The 14,665-nt window shown below is 41.8% G+C and carries 15 protein-coding genes and 1 riboswitch; of the genes, 1 reads left to right on the top strand and 14 read right to left on the bottom strand.

The window, feature by feature from the left end; all coding sequences use genetic code 11:
• The 14 genes from G519_RS0117420 to folE all read right to left on the bottom strand — a co-directional run.
• On the bottom strand, positions 1-256 hold a 256-nt coding region (locus G519_RS0117420; RefSeq protein WP_029195810.1), incomplete at its 3' end, for a transposase.
• A 90-nt stretch (positions 257-346) separates the two neighbouring features.
• Entirely contained in the window at positions 347-637 is a 291-nt protein-coding gene (locus G519_RS0117415; RefSeq protein ID WP_029195809.1) for a PilZ domain-containing protein, read from the bottom strand.
• A gap of 59 nt (positions 638-696) precedes the next feature.
• Positions 697-1,026 carry an STAS domain-containing protein gene (locus tag G519_RS0117410; RefSeq protein WP_029195808.1) on the bottom strand — a complete coding sequence of 110 codons (330 nt, stop codon included), beginning with the start codon at positions 1,024-1,026 and terminating at the stop codon, positions 697-699.
• A 15-nt stretch (positions 1,027-1,041) separates the two neighbouring features.
• Positions 1,042-3,132 carry a FapA family protein gene (locus tag G519_RS0117405; protein ID WP_029195807.1) on the bottom strand — a complete coding sequence of 697 codons (2,091 nt, stop codon included), beginning with the start codon at positions 3,130-3,132 and terminating at the stop codon, positions 1,042-1,044.
• Positions 3,133-3,170: 38 nt separating this feature from the next.
• Complete coding sequence (locus G519_RS0117400) at positions 3,171-3,992, bottom strand: PP2C family protein-serine/threonine phosphatase (RefSeq protein ID WP_029195806.1); 822 nt, start codon at positions 3,990-3,992, stop codon at positions 3,171-3,173.
• Positions 3,982-4,305 (bottom strand): STAS domain-containing protein, encoded by a 324-nt coding sequence (locus G519_RS0117395; RefSeq protein ID WP_029195805.1) that lies wholly within the window; start codon positions 4,303-4,305, stop codon positions 3,982-3,984. The genes G519_RS0117400 and G519_RS0117395 overlap by 11 nt, the downstream gene beginning before the upstream one ends.
• Positions 4,306-4,356: 51 nt before the next feature.
• A complete protein-coding gene (locus G519_RS0117390; protein ID WP_029195804.1) occupies positions 4,357-5,949 on the bottom strand; it encodes a methyl-accepting chemotaxis protein in 1,593 nt (530 codons plus the stop codon).
• 5 nt (positions 5,950-5,954) lie between these two features.
• Positions 5,955-7,409 carry a class I adenylate-forming enzyme family protein gene (locus G519_RS0117385; protein ID WP_029195803.1) on the bottom strand — a complete coding sequence of 485 codons (1,455 nt, stop codon included), beginning with the start codon at positions 7,407-7,409 and terminating at the stop codon, positions 5,955-5,957.
• Entirely contained in the window at positions 7,406-7,642 is a 237-nt protein-coding gene (locus G519_RS43385) for an acyl carrier protein (RefSeq protein ID WP_036633239.1), read from the bottom strand. The genes G519_RS0117385 and G519_RS43385 overlap by 4 nt, the downstream gene beginning before the upstream one ends.
• Positions 7,639-8,691 carry an alpha/beta hydrolase gene (locus G519_RS0117375; RefSeq protein ID WP_029195802.1) on the bottom strand — a complete coding sequence of 351 codons (1,053 nt, stop codon included), beginning with the start codon at positions 8,689-8,691 and terminating at the stop codon, positions 7,639-7,641. Before G519_RS0117375 ends, G519_RS43385 begins: the two co-directional genes overlap by 4 nt.
• Positions 8,692-8,700: 9 nt before the next feature.
• Positions 8,701-9,648, bottom strand: a complete 948-nt coding sequence (locus tag G519_RS0117370) for an ATP-binding protein (RefSeq protein WP_029195801.1) — start codon at positions 9,646-9,648, stop codon at positions 8,701-8,703.
• A gap of 14 nt (positions 9,649-9,662) precedes the next feature.
• On the bottom strand, positions 9,663-10,382 hold the full coding sequence (locus G519_RS0117365; RefSeq protein ID WP_029195800.1) for an SDR family oxidoreductase: 720 nt from the start codon (positions 10,380-10,382) through the stop codon (positions 9,663-9,665).
• A complete protein-coding gene (locus tag G519_RS0117360; protein WP_029195799.1) occupies positions 10,379-11,200 on the bottom strand; it encodes a 6-carboxytetrahydropterin synthase in 822 nt (273 codons plus the stop codon). The genes G519_RS0117365 and G519_RS0117360 overlap by 4 nt, the downstream gene beginning before the upstream one ends.
• A 12-nt stretch (positions 11,201-11,212) precedes the next feature.
• A complete protein-coding gene (folE, locus tag G519_RS0117355) occupies positions 11,213-11,797 on the bottom strand; it encodes a GTP cyclohydrolase I FolE (RefSeq protein ID WP_029195798.1) in 585 nt (194 codons plus the stop codon).
• A gap of 77 nt (positions 11,798-11,874) precedes the next feature.
• A riboswitch (cyclic di-GMP riboswitch) is annotated at positions 11,875-11,960 on the bottom strand.
• 500 nt (positions 11,961-12,460) lie between these two features.
• Here folE and G519_RS0117345 point away from each other — a divergent pair.
• A complete protein-coding gene (locus G519_RS0117345; protein WP_051253465.1) occupies positions 12,461-14,503 on the top strand; it encodes a sensor domain-containing protein in 2,043 nt (680 codons plus the stop codon).
• Positions 14,504-14,665: the final 162 nt, after the last annotated feature.

Raw genomic sequence — 14,665 nt, 5'->3', positions numbered from 1 at the left:
CCCAAAACCATTTGACCAAATCCGTTCTTGTCTTTTCGAAAATCGTTCCGGTGATCACGGTTGTTTGGTGTTGGCAATTCGTACACTCGTAAAGAGGTAAATTACGAGTCTTAATTTCGTAAGCCTTCTGGTGCTGACATTTTGGACAGTGATATCCCTCAGGCCACTTCATCTTGAACAAATGCTGATGGCAAGCTTCCTCGGTTTGAAACTTCTTTTGAAATTGAATAAGATTCATCGATTCTTGCTTTGCCATAAAAATCACTCCCGAACATATGTTTGATTTCATTATACCAAACATTAGTTCGTATTTAAAGACATTCCTGAGCTAACTGGATAATCAAATTTATTTATTATCTTTGCAGATATAAAGTCCATACTGATATAAATCCACACCCATTTCTTTTTTCCAGACAATTTTCCCTGAAAACAGAGTAAATATACCAATGGTGGGTAGATGAAAATGAATTGATTCATTCGTGGTAAAATCCACATTAGATGTAAAAAGCATACCCTCCGAGCTTACATTTTCTATAAACACAGTGACGTTCTCGTGTTTAGCATGATTTCCCTCGATCTCATCAAAAACCATCTCTAAAGGTTCTATGGAGGTTCTCTCATGTTGACGTTTGTCCATTATGCTCCCTCCCCCGTATGCAGATTCCTTTCAGTTCTACTCTTCAAGATAACACTTACTCAAACTGCGTCATGGAAATCGTTTAACACATCATTGCCTAGTATTTCGGACAATTCTAGCATAGCAAAAACTTGTTTAACTTCCGCTCTTATATGCATAATCTGCACCTTGTTTCCTTTCTCTTGAAGATTCTTCACGAGGGTAATCAACAAACCTATGCCGGAAGAGTCTACAAAGGGTACCTCTGAAAAATCAATTTGAATCTCCTTCTTATTCATGAGCAGCGGAGACAATTCCTCCTCGATTAACTCCGTGACATCAATATCCATATCTCCTGCAAACGAGACAATTGTTATTGTCCCTTCATTCAGAAGCTTATATTTAAACATCAGATACACTCTCCTTCAAGAAATTGAAAATAAACCGTCTTCATTTACTCGCGCAGTAACATTAGACGCAGAAGCCGTAAATTTATACGTGAAGGAACCAATTTGGATGATGGTGTCCTCCATTACTGTTCCAATTTTTATCGTATGCCCTTTGGGAACTACAATCTTGGTGCTGATTCCGCCTTTTGTGCCTGCCTCTCCGACTTTCACGCTTTTTCCCGCATAAATTTCTCCACCACGGACGTATCCATCGATTTCGATAGAACCGCCGGAACGCAGCTTCGAATGATAGACGCCTTGTCCGACAATCGTAATATCTCCGCTGGAATACAGCTGGCTGTTGTGTACTAAAGCGGCTTTAATGAAACAGTCTCCGCCTTCCTGATCCTCCTGGCTGCTTGCCCATAATTCTTCTGCTTTCTTGGCTACGAGCTCGACATCCGCTATTGATCGAAAACTTGAAGCGTGAGTCATGATAAATCCCTTATATAATTGCTCCCCGAATTCCAACCATTCTTTATCTAACATATCTTTCCCACTCTTGATCTTCTCGTTTAAAGAAAACAATAACGGTGGAAATCGTTTAAACTTTCCGTCGCATAAGATTTTTATAAGCGGCCCTAATCCAGTCTGGGTAAAAGAGGATACCTTAAATGCCGAAACTGTCGATAACTGATTGATAGCCGCTATCATCTGCTTCATAAGAGGAATAAGCTCTCCAAGAATCTGATTGCTCTCCGCGATCATAAAGCTATTTTTCCCAGCCGTCACTGCACTCGTGATGATATTATTTTTAATGATAACTGAGCTTCCGGCACTTATTGTAGCCATATTTACATTTTCATGAATCAAAATGTTACCTTGGGCATCCACTAGCATGCCATCCTGTACAGAGCCGGTAATTTCCACCTCCCCAATATAACGCACGTTTCCAACCTGCAGAGTCACGTCACTTCGGATCCATAATTTAGGAACTATTGAGATTTTGAGCAGCATATCTTTTAGCTTAATATCCGGATGGCCAGCTTCCATTGCAACGACTTTGGTGTCGTCTTCCACTAAAATAATGCCCCTACCATCTTGAACAACAAGCGGAAATCCGTCCGGCGGAAGAACTGGTTCGTTGGTTATTGTTGTACCTGGAATACCTGATTCAGGCGGAAGAACAATTCCTAACATTTGACCAGGCTCTACGGAAGGGAACTTTTGAATCTCCCGGTAATCTACCGTACCGTTCGAGCGCTCCTCTAGCCCCTTTTTTATATCCAACTCTTGCGTAGGTTGAAAGAATCCGTTTTTGCCGGGTATAGCAGGGATACCTTTCGCGATCACAAACGAATTCGTTTCCTCACTCATACAAGCGTTGGCTATTTCGGAATAATCAATTCCATAGGTTATGCCCATTTCTCGAAGATTTGACATAACCAACTCAGAGTCGATCATCAAGGGAATTTTCTTCTCTTCCACTTCTACTTGTAGAAAAGAATGGGGCTCCTTCTCTCTTAACGTTCTTTGGATTCGTGAACCCGGAATCACTTTTAACACGGCTTCCATTTTATTTGCACTTATAGATATTTCCCAATGGGGCTGCTGCACTTCATCCTCTAGTTCATATCTGAGGATATCATTTTCACTGATGATTACCGTTTTTTCAATAAGCACGTCATTTTTATAAAGTTTCAAACCTTTACAGGGTGAAATAACAGGAAACTTATCGGGTGCGTCTTTACAATAGATTTGTCCATCCGTTACCCAAACATTTCCCAATAAATCTACTTCGGAGAAATGGGCTATTTTCTTGATGTTGAAATGGGCTGGCTGTATGCTTTCCTCCGATATGTCCAAAGATTGAATGATTTGATCCAACTCTTCCGGTGGATGTTTGTCCAAAACTAGTTCTGTTGATATCTTGTGATCAGGCTGCTGTTTGACCGTAACCCGCACTACCGCTTGCTTCGAGCCAATGCCCAAAATGCCCTTTGATTCATTTTCTATAATTTCAATTTCTACATCTTCAAGCTTTTCACTTAATAAGTCCAAAGCGATCATCACCGCTTTTTTCACAGTTTTTCCTTTTGAAACAATACTGTTCCCCTTAGTTATCAAGGTCTTCCACTCCTTCCTTATGGGATTTTAAACGGAGCTTATAACGGGGGCTCCCCATTTTTTTCGCCGCCAGCCTTAAGAATCACCATCGTAATATCATCTTTTTGCGGTAAATCTTCCGTAAAGAAATGGATTTGGTTTACAACCCTGGTTTCTATGACTGTTGCTTGTTCATGTCTATGTTCGAGTAAGATTGAAATGAGACGATTAAGTTTAAACATCTCACCGTCTCGATTACTGGCTTCAATGATCCCGTCTGTATAAAAGAAAACAAGATCCTCTTCTTGGAGTTGAAATCGCTCTTCCTGATACACCTGTTCGGGTAATCCTCCAAGCATAACCCCTCTGAGTTTGGGTGGCTCGACAACGTCGGCTTTACTGCGAATGATCACAGGGGGGATATGACCAGCGTTAGCATAGACAAAATCACCGGTATTGGGATCCCAGTCCGCACAAAACACAGTGACGAAGGAGCCTAATTTCCTTAAATCGGCATACATGGCCTTATTCATTGCCGTAAGCGTCTCTCCCGGTCCTTGTGTGGCTTCCGCCGCACTGCGAAAAGCGCCGCGCGTAAGAATCATAAGCATGGCAGCAGGAATTCCTTTACCCATCACATCACCAATGATGATTCGTATTTTTCCGTCTCCCAGTGGATAAAAATCAAAATAATCCCCGCCAATTAAGCGGGCGGGAATAGAAATACCGGAAACTTCTCCATTTGTTAACTTGGGCTTTTCCCCATTTAAAAGTTTTGTTTGGATGTTACGGGCTAGATGAATTTCCCTTTGGAGCGTTTTTTGTGATTCTGTTAATTGTCCGACATCTCCAAACGGTGGAAACAGCAGGTTATGTTTCATCTTTATTCCCCCTCTTTTTGAGGGCCTCCATTACTCTAAACACCCCTACGGTCTCAAACAAATCGATAATAGTCTCATTTAAACCCATAAATTCAACATTCAGGTTTAGTTCTCTGGCATTATGGATGACACCAAGAATAGCTCCAATCCCTGTAGAATCAATAAACTCCAATTCGTTAAAATCTATGACCACTTTAGTGATGGAATCAGGAATTTCCAAGTGAAATTGATCTAAGGTCGAATAATCCATTAGGCCGATGATACTAACAAATAAAGTGGACTCTATTACCTCTTTTGTTAGTTCTAGTGTCATGTTAGTACCTCCTTTTTCTCAAATCAGCAGAATATTTCATAGCTAGACTGTTTACCTCGCAAGTTTAAATTTGGCTAATTGATTCAATAAGGAATTAGAAAGTTCCGATAATTCACTGGATTGACCGTGTAACGATTTAAACAAATCGGAGAGTGTAATCGTCATTTCCGTTGTCGTATGGACCCGCTGGTCAGCCATGCTTCGCATCATATCCATTTTGTCTAAAATTACTTTCGCCTTTGGGTTATCCGATTGGGACTGCAATTGTTCCTCAACCTGACTCAGAAACACATAAATCTCCTCGATTGAATCCCTTGCATTGGATGTCGTTTCCATGGACATCGTAAATACTTTTTCAACCGACTGATTGGCTTCATTTTCCAAAAGCACAGAAAGCCTGTCTGTTTTTGTCGCTTTTTCATGTGTATCCGTCAAAAGCTGATTTAGGGTATTCGCCATTTTGTTGGTCGAGTCAGACAAATCACTAAGTTCACCGCCACCGTCGGTAACGCTGCTTTTAGCAGTTAAGTCACCTGACTCAAGCTTTTTAATTTGAATAATAATCTGTTGGATATTTCTATAAATCTTATTGAAAAAGTTAGCCGTAAGCATGAACAGCGCCAGTAATGAAATAAAACCCGATGTAATCAATATGAACGAGTATTTATATAAAGGCGCGCTTAGTTTTTTATAATCCAATGCGATATAAATGACTCTTCCTTCGTCCATTGGCAGAAACATTTTATAAAGAGAATGGCCGTTAATCTTTTCTATATATGTAGTTTCGACTGGTTTTTGATTAGTCGTCTGTTTTAGAAACGCTGAATCTTTGTCGCTTCTTAATAGATACTCTCCATTTACAACCTGCTTCAAAGGAGGATACATTTTCTCTCCCAGACTTGGATCAGCAAATACCCGGGGATCCAAAATGGCAATTTCCTTTGCATATTGATTCTCTTTTAAGACGTTCCTAATCCAAGTGTCCGTACCTACTTTTTGGATGAAGTTATAAACTTCACTGCTCTCGATATACGCATTGATAATATAATCCGTATTCGGAGCATGATAATAAGAATACTTGAAAAATTGGGGCTTATCCGTATGGGAACCGGATTGAGCCGAAAACAATGTGAAGATCCCATTTGCGGAGTAGCTGACTTTGTCTGCAGGAATCTTGCCATCCTTGAGAATCACCTCATAAGATGCGACTGCCTCCGGACTCACCTTTTTCCAGCCGAACCCTACATCTTTGGGATCTGTAGACCTCATATTCACATAGTCATTGGCATGCGCTGCAATGATCGTGATGCCAGTTACGCCTATTTCGTCCCGCAGCTTTACAAGATCACCCGACGTAATATCCGCGAGTTGGCGTCCTTGCAGCCGATCCCCGATCCGTTTCGCATGCAATTCCAATTTCAAGTCAATCTGATGCTCAATATTTTTGGAGGCCAGATCCGTTTCATTAATTCCTTGTTCAATGCTATGGGCCATCAGAAAAGCTTGCTGCTTGCTGTCCTCATTGATTTTCAGGTAAAGTATATAACTTTGGATAGCTCCCGATACAATAGAGATTATGATCAAGAGCAGCAGTATTCTGGATATAAACTGTCTTCGTAAAGACTTCTTCACTTTCTGATTCATGAGGTTCAGCCTTTCTTTGATAAAAATTGCTTCAACAGTGTAATTTTATCCGTTTTTCCTTGAACAATCGGAATATCCGACACGATTTCAAAGGTATCGGGTACTTTAAAACGCGCGATTCTTTCAGCGCAAAAAGGATATAATTCTTTCACTCGGGATTCATCATGTAAAATCACGAAAGCTACAACCTGCTCCCCATAAATCGAATGCGGCGCACCGAGGACAACGGCTTGTTTAACATTCGGATGTTGAACCAGGATCTTTTCAATTTCGCCGGGCACAACCTGCTGTCCGCCTTTTTTAATTACATCCTTTTTCCGTCCGATGATTTCCAATTTATAATTGTCATTCATTCGAACCAGATCGCCCGTACGAAACCATCCATCCGAAGTCCACAGCTCAGAGGTTAAGCCAGGCTGCTTGTAATAGCCCATAAAACCGGCCATTGTGCGAATGAGAAATTCGCCATCTTGTTCAATTCTGTATTCCACGCCCCGATAAACGGACCATTCCGCTTTCTCGCGTAAGTTGCTGTATAAGATACCCCCCATTTCCGAACTGCCATAAAGTCCGATCAGACGGCAATGAGGATTCAGAGGAATTTGCACGGCGATTTCTTCCGTCACCACTTCTCCGCTCAGTCCGCAAAACTCCAGGCTTTCCACAATGTTTGGAGCCATTTGTTTCATAAAGGGATATAGGGCTTTCAAAATGGACGGTGTCGTCAGCATTTTATTTGTATTCGTATCCTTCATCAGTTTCACCATAAGGGGGATCTCAAAAGAATCGGGAAACACGATTTGCAATCCTTCCTTAAATCCTACACTCATCGCGGCTATGCCTATTACAGAGGTAGGAGGCGCGGTCATAAAAAATCGGTCGCTTGCTCTCATGTCGGGCATATCTCTTAAATACTGAGCCATGATCTCGATATCTTCCGTTTTGAACATCATTCCTTTGGGCACTCCTGTGCTTCCCGATGTACAGCAAATAAAATCGATGGAGGAATGTTCAAGCGGCTTTTCCGCCACCCCGACACTATGCTCGTCCCATTGAATACAATCCTCGGATTGATAGAGAGTGGTATGGGTTTCACTCGTATTTGCCCATTCCTGGACGGCTTGGGAGAACGGAAACCCGCCATGATTTGTAATGGAAAAAACAATATGCGGATCAAGAAACCTCAGAATCTGTTTCAAATCATCGTTTCGAAATTGCCAACTAAGAGGCACAACAATACCGCCAAGCTGATTAACAGCCATGATTAGAGAAAGATAGGAAAAGACAGGGGGTACCAATACCCCTATCTTCTTCCCTTTGATATTTTTTTTGCGGAGAAGATTCAAGTAGAACTCCGTTTGTTGTTCCAAATCAGCAGCACTATAGTTTCCGTAAAATGTGGTCAAGACTGCTTTAGTTCGGTCCTGCGTTTGAACTAATCTTTCCATCAACGTACTCATTGTATTCCCTCCCGGTGCAATGCCCGATATAAATTGTGAACGGTCAATAAATCTTCAGAACTTTCAATGACTTCGACACCTACGTTGAAAAGTGTTGAAAGCTGAGTAAATAAATTGACCATTTGCAGAGAATCGATGCCCAAATCATCCCTGAAAGAAGAATTTTCCCTGATTTCATCAAAGGGTACATGTGAAATCTCGGATATCAATTGACAAAAATGTTCCAAGGTCATTTGCTGTCCTCCAAGAACCACTGTGCGGAGATTTGCCTGATCTCAGTCAATTTAAAATTGCAGCAGTGGCCTTCGTTTTCATATTCAACCAACCGTTTTTTCGGCTGCAGAGTTCCATATAGCTCATATATTTCTTCATCCCTAACCATCACGTCCTTGTTGCCATGAAACAAAATAATCGGGCTCGATGGGCCAACATTATTTAATAGGGGCAATATACTGCTTACAGAATCTTCAAGAAAATAGGATAATCTTTCCTTGAAATAATCCGGCATCTTGATGTCATTTTCCAATGCCGGGCTTACCGCAGCTACTTTGCTCACTTTCGGATGCCTGCTTCCGTAAATAGCCCAAGATGCCCCCGAGCTTGTGCCGAATAAATGAATGGAAAGGGCGGGAAATCGTTCTGCCGTCCAATCAATCAACTGGTTTACAAAAAGCTCCCACCCGGAAAGGGTAGCTTTGTGGTCATCAAACACATAAGTTTCACCTTGCCCTGGACCATCAAAACTCACCGTTGCAAAACCGAGCTTGGCAAAATCCATTTCGTAAGTGAACAGTTCTTCTTTCGAGGAATCGATCGGGTTGATAATGATCACACATCCTTTCGGTTCTTCAGGAATCCTTATTCTGCCGTAACAATTATTGCCGTTCAACGGAAGGACAACCTTCTCGATCCGATCCTTTGTGATCGTATCGGCTAATGTAAACAGTTCCTTGCATTTGGTAAACCACTTGCGTTTATCGTTACACGTTTCTGGATAGATCCATTGGATCAAGTTATCATGCAGCCCGGCGATACGATATAAACGTTCAGCTTCTTTAGGGATTTCTTGCGAAAGGAATGAATCCGCCAAAATTTCATACTCCTTGGAACGATCTGCTAAAAACTGGACCCAATGTTCAAGACTTTTTAGCTGGCCCCGGAACGTTGCAGCCGCCTGACGTTCTATGCCGTGAGCAATCCAACGGTCCCAAAAGCCTTCAAAAAGCAGGCTGGTCATCAATGTTTTTTGTATGGTGTTTAATACTTTTTGATTAATCAGCATTTCCGGCACTTATCCCCCTGCCTTTCTATTAAAAACGAGTATTAACGTCGACCCTTCACCGGGTACAGTAGAGAGAAGAACACACTCGGTCATTTTCATCATGAGTGTGAAACCTTGCCCAAGTGATTTTTTTGTGGAATATCCTGCCATCAGCGTTGTGTTTGGTAGAAGTTTTAGCGAAAATCCCGGCCCATTATCTTCAACAACAACATGAATCTTTGAGTCTGTCGCAACAATTTTCATATTCCCTTGACTCGCATGTTTGAGAATATTTGTGATAGCTTCGGAAATGACAAGAAGGTGGCTCATAATATCAGCCGGTGAGATACCGCCTAATTCATTAAGGCTTTGTTTAGCCAAATCCCTGGCTTTTGGAATATCCGGCCGTTCTGCAATATAGGCTGAACACAGGACAGGGCCTTCCTTATAATGATCAACTTCATTTTTCCGGATAAGCAGGAATTTACGCTGGGTTGCTGCATATATAACATCTCGGTAAACTTGCCAAATTTCATCTTCCTCGGTATGAGAAGCATTTCTCTGAATCTTCTCCTCCCTTGGGAGATAATGATTAACGTCGTGTTTCAATTCTTCATAGATCTCTAATAAACATTTATGCTTCTTTTCTTGAAGACTCATTTCTTTAATCTTGAAATACACATCTTCTTCTTGTAGGATCCAGCCAACCAAACAGGAAGCAAGATATAGTAAATACTGATTATCATCGGATTGATCCTGAGTGTAGGAATCCTGTGATAAGGAGAGATAAATCAGATAACCTGTCTGATTTGTATCCATTTGCAGTTTTTGACCCAATCGGTTGGCAATCCATCCAATCAAGGAACGCATTTGATGATCATGTATATTCTGAGTGGTTACGGGTGAAGGCAGGTTTGGCTGTGCCTGAGCGGATCCTCCGCCAGGGGATCCGAAAAGTTTGTTGATTACGGATTTCACAAACCGTATCCCCCTTATAAGATCCCGAGGGGAGGCATTATCGTGATTTCATCCACGACTGCTCCTTCAGGTTGACAAAGGAGATAGACCAAGTGTTTGGCTAATGATGCAGCGGGGATCATTTGCGACAGATCCGGCTTGGGATCCAGCTTGTCCCAAAAAGGTGTAGCCACCGCTCCGGGCAGTACCGCTGTTACCTGTACTCCTCTATCTCGTAATTCTGCCTGCAATACTCGGGTCAATCCCAAAACTCCGAATTTCGAAGCGGAATATCCGCCGCAACCGGGAAGCGCAGTGGTGCCGGCGATGGATACCATATTAAGCATCTTCCCTTGGCCGTTTTGGGCCATCTGCCGGCCAAAGTATTTACAGCATAGAAAAGTGCCCCTTAAATTTACAGCGATCATCCGGTCGAAATCCCTTAATGACAACTCAAGCAAAGAATCAAATATTCCAGTACCCGCACTGTTAATAAGTGCGTCAATTTTACCGAATCGGGCAATGGCTTCCTGCGCGAATCGGCGAACCGATTCTTCTTCCGACACATCAACCTCAAGTGCCATAGTTTTCGTTCCAAGTTCAGAAGCAAATGAATGCAAATCGCTCTCACTCCTTGCGCCAAGAACAAGGTTCGCTCCCAATTGACTCAGCAGCTTTGCTGTTTCTCGTCCTATCCCTTTAGTAGCCCCTGTAATGACAATGGTTTTACCTTGCAGCTGTTCGAAATTGTTCATCGCAGTTCACTCGGTCCACAATACTCAAAATAATTTTTTTCCGTTTCCCACAGTCCGATTTTATGCAGCTTGGGCAGATGGGATTGCAGCATTTGATAAATAACCATAGCCACCACTTCAGAGGTAGGATTTAATTCCTTAAATTCTTCCGTATCCAGGTTCAAATGCTTATGGTCAAATTTAACAAGCACTTCTCTTTCCACGATTTCATCCAGATCGGCCAAGTTGATGATCATGCCTGTTACAGGATCCGGTTCGCCTTCGATCGTGACATCAAGGAAATAATTATGTCCGTGTCCGTGCGGGTTATTGCACTTGCCAAATAGCTTCAAATTCTCCTCGGGCGATAAATGATGGCTATGCAAACGATGCGCTGAGCAAAAATGGTATTTTCGGGTAAGCTGTGTCAATGAGCCCGACTCCTTTTGTGAAAATAAATAGTGGTTTTCATGCAATCGGATTCTTTGCAGTTCGCAACCTTGAAACCGATTCTCGAGTGAATGCCAGATATAATCCGCCAAGTTCTCCGTTGTGGGTATGTGATCCTGGAAGTAAGGATGTTCACGGTTCAAAAAAGTACCATCGAGTTCCTTTTCCACAAACTCTTTTACGATTTGCTTGATTTCCGTGGTGTTCACCACAATACCCGATCTCTCGTTCAGAAGTCCCTTAACCATGACTTCAAGCTTGTAATCATGCCCGTGTCCGCTCGAATTGCTGCAGAGCGCGAATACACGGAGGTTTTCCTCTTCACTCCATGCAGGAACACTATAAGAATGAGCAGCAGAAAATTCGACGGTTCTTGACAAATACAACATACTCAAGCCTCCTTAATTTCTGGACAAGGAACGATCGAATTCCTCGCTTAGAGCCGTATTTTCGGCGAATATCCCCTTTTTCACTGTAGTGACTGTCGAGGTTCCCGGTTTCTTCACCCCTCTTGCACACATGCACAAATGAGTTCCCTCTACGGTTACAATGACTCCTTTGGGTGACAACACATTCACAATGCTTCCGGCGATTTGGCTGGTCATTCTCTCTTGTACTTGAGGACGCTGCGAAACAATCTCTACCAATCTGGCAAATTTGCTGAGCCCTACGATGCGTCCATCAGGAATATATCCAATATGCGCTTTTCCGTAAAAAGGAATCAGGTGATGCTCGCAAAAAGTGTGATAGGTGATATCCTTAACCGTGATGATTCCGTCGTATTCTTCTTCAAATGTTGTTGTCAAGGCAGTTTCGGGATTTACACCCACGCCTGCAAAGACCTCTCTGTACATCTTGGCTACACGTCTCGGAGTATCCAAAAGCCCTTCCCTATTTGGATTTTCGCCAATTTCTGCAAGAATGGTTCGAATACTGCCTTCAATGGTATCCTCTGATACCAAGCTGTTTTTAACTAGTGTTTTCATTTTGTTTCCTCCTTTTGACATAACAAAAATCCTGTCCAAATACAGGACTGGATTCGTTTATACAGATCCGTTCCTAATTCGGTGACTCGGCTACCATAGCATTTTCTGCCTTAGGTCCGTGGTTTTGCGTCCCCGTTTTTCGACGGGTTTGCCATTATCGTTAAGAATATGAATGGGGCGTTTGTTTTTTTAGGACAAATATCCTAAAAAATGATTGTTAATATAGGTCTTTATCCCCTTGTGTCACATATTATATATCATCATCTCCAGAAAGTAACCGAAAAAAAATAGCGTGACCGCGCATTTTTTTGGCGGGGTTACGCTTCAAATATATTTCCCGTTATGTTGAAAATCCATGTGTCTATATACCTACCTTTTTGTGTGTATGAGGGTCATTGCGTGGGTCCGCAAGTTTTTTTCGGTTACAAACCTGCATAAAACATTTTATAATAATGCGATGATCAACGAGCAGTGCGCCATTATTCATGGGACCGGTTTGATCATACCATCCGTTAACCATTCCAACATACCCACCAAGAGAGGAACAATATGAAACTGATACCGGAAGAGAAGAGTTTTGATGCTAATTTATTGAGCCACCTGATCAGCGAGTTCACAGGCAAAAACCAAGACTATGAAACCGATCCCTCCTTCCATCAGACCATGTTTAAAGCTTTAATCGAAAATGCGCCAGTCGGGATGTATATCTTGGAGAATGAAACCTTTTTATACGTGAATTCCTTTTTTGCCAATCTACTGGGATACGAAACAGAACAATTGACCAGCGGGAAAGTCCCCTTTCATAAGATTTTCCAATCGAAGGATTTACCTATTATTCAAAAAAATATTGAGACGAGAAGCGCTTGCCTAGAAACAGAAACCAGGTATCGAATCAGGATGATACGTAATGACGGCGGAAGCCTATATTGCGAAGTTCACGCTTCCGCCGCGCACATTTATGGAAAATTATTATTAATGGGTAGTGTGATTGATATCACGGAACAAGTGGTTGCTCAGCAACACTTGGAAGAGAGCAATCAAAAATACAAATCGATTTTTGAAAATAGTCCTGATGCCATTTATTCTTTTGATGAGACAGGTAAGTTCCTTAGTGCCAATCCGGCCAGTGAGCTAATCACCGGATATACAGCAGAGGAATTACTGGATATGCCGTTTATGCCGCTAATCGTTTCTGAGGATTTGCCCCCTGCAGTCCAGCATTTTGAAAAAGCAAAAAAAGGTAGCACTGTGAGTGTTGATCTTCGTATCCGTAAAAAAGATGGCGCCATTGTTCATTTAAACGCTTCTCATTTTCCAATGACGGTAAACAACCAAATTATCGGCACTTACGGGATATCAAGAGACATCACACATAAAATTCTTTATGAACAGCAAATGCAGCAGCTCGCTTTTTACGATACCCTGACGAACTTGCCAAACCGAAAGCTTTTTATAGATCGGATGGAACAGTTGATCAATCTTTCCAGTGAAGGTGACCATAACTTTGCCGTTATGTTTTTAGATTTAGACCGTTTCAAATTCATCAATGATTCATTAGGTCATCAGCTTGGCGATATGTTATTGAAGCTAATCTCGGAACGATTCAAACAAAATCTACGAAAAACCGATACAGTAAGCCCGTTTGCTAGCGATGAATTTACATTTCTTTTCCCTGAAACCTCACTTGAAGAAGCTCTCTGGCATGCGCAGCGGATTATCTACCTTCTATTGGAGCCTTTTGATATTGAGGGAAATTCGGTTTCGATATCGGCTAGCATCGGAATTGCAATCAGCACGGGGCTCAATGACAGTAGTATTGAACTGATGCGTAAAGCTGAATCGGCGATGTATCATACCAAGAAGTTTAAGAAGAATGGCTATTCGGTCTATTCGGAAGAGATGGATGTTAAAGCCGCCTACAAACTTGAGATCGAGCGGAATTTGAAGTTAGCGATCGCAAATGGAGAGCTTGAGTTGTACTACCAACCTATTATAGATATAAAAACCCTAGAAATTAATTCTATGGAAGCATTGATTCGATGGCACCATCCTCAGCTAGGGCTGGTTTCTCCCGTGGATTTCATTCCCATTGCAGAAGAAAGCGGACAGATTATCGCAATTGGTATGTGGGTAATGGAGACCGCATGCAAGCAAATCAAAATATGGCATGATGAAGGTATCACCCCATTCAGAGTGGCGGTGAATATTTCAACAAAACAGTTGCTACAAGATAATTTTGTGGAGTCTGTGATTCAAACGCTCCAAAAGGCGGATTTAGCTCCGCAGTGGTTGGAGCTTGAAGTGACGGAAAGTGTGCTGCTCGACGACATCGATTCTATTAAGGAAACGCTTCTGAAATTAAAGGAGTCAGGAATATCGATATCTATAGATGATTTTGGTACCGGGTTTACGTCTTTAAGTTATCTCCGCAATTATCCATTTGACAAGGTGAAAATCGATCGATGCTTTATTGATGATATTAATCTGGATATGAATGGTAAACGCATTACATCAGCCATTATATCTCTGGCGCAGACATTAAATATGAAAGTCGTGGCGGAAGGAATAGAAAACGAATTACAGCTAGCTTATTTAGAACAAGAAAATTGTAACGAAGGACAAGGATATTATTTCAGTCGGCCTATGCCTGTATCCTCGATAGAAATCAAATTCAAGAATCGAGGTGGTAAGTTATTTATCGAATAAAAAGGGATGACTGTACTTACTAATGTCACCAACTTCAGCGACAATGTTATCTTTATCTCTTATGAAGGCATCGCAGGAGTCGTAAAACCAAAAAATGGATTCATGAGGAATTAGCTACTTCCCAAAATTAACTGCAAAAATGGAAAGGATTCGTAGAAATTG

The sequence above is a fragment of the Paenibacillus alginolyticus DSM 5050 = NBRC 15375 genome, from assembly GCF_000422905.1.
Lineage (GTDB): Bacteria > Bacillota > Bacilli > Paenibacillales > NBRC-103111 > Paenibacillus_E > Paenibacillus_E alginolyticus.
Note: the sequence above shows the minus strand (reverse complement) of the source record. Positions and strands in the feature narration are given on the sequence as shown.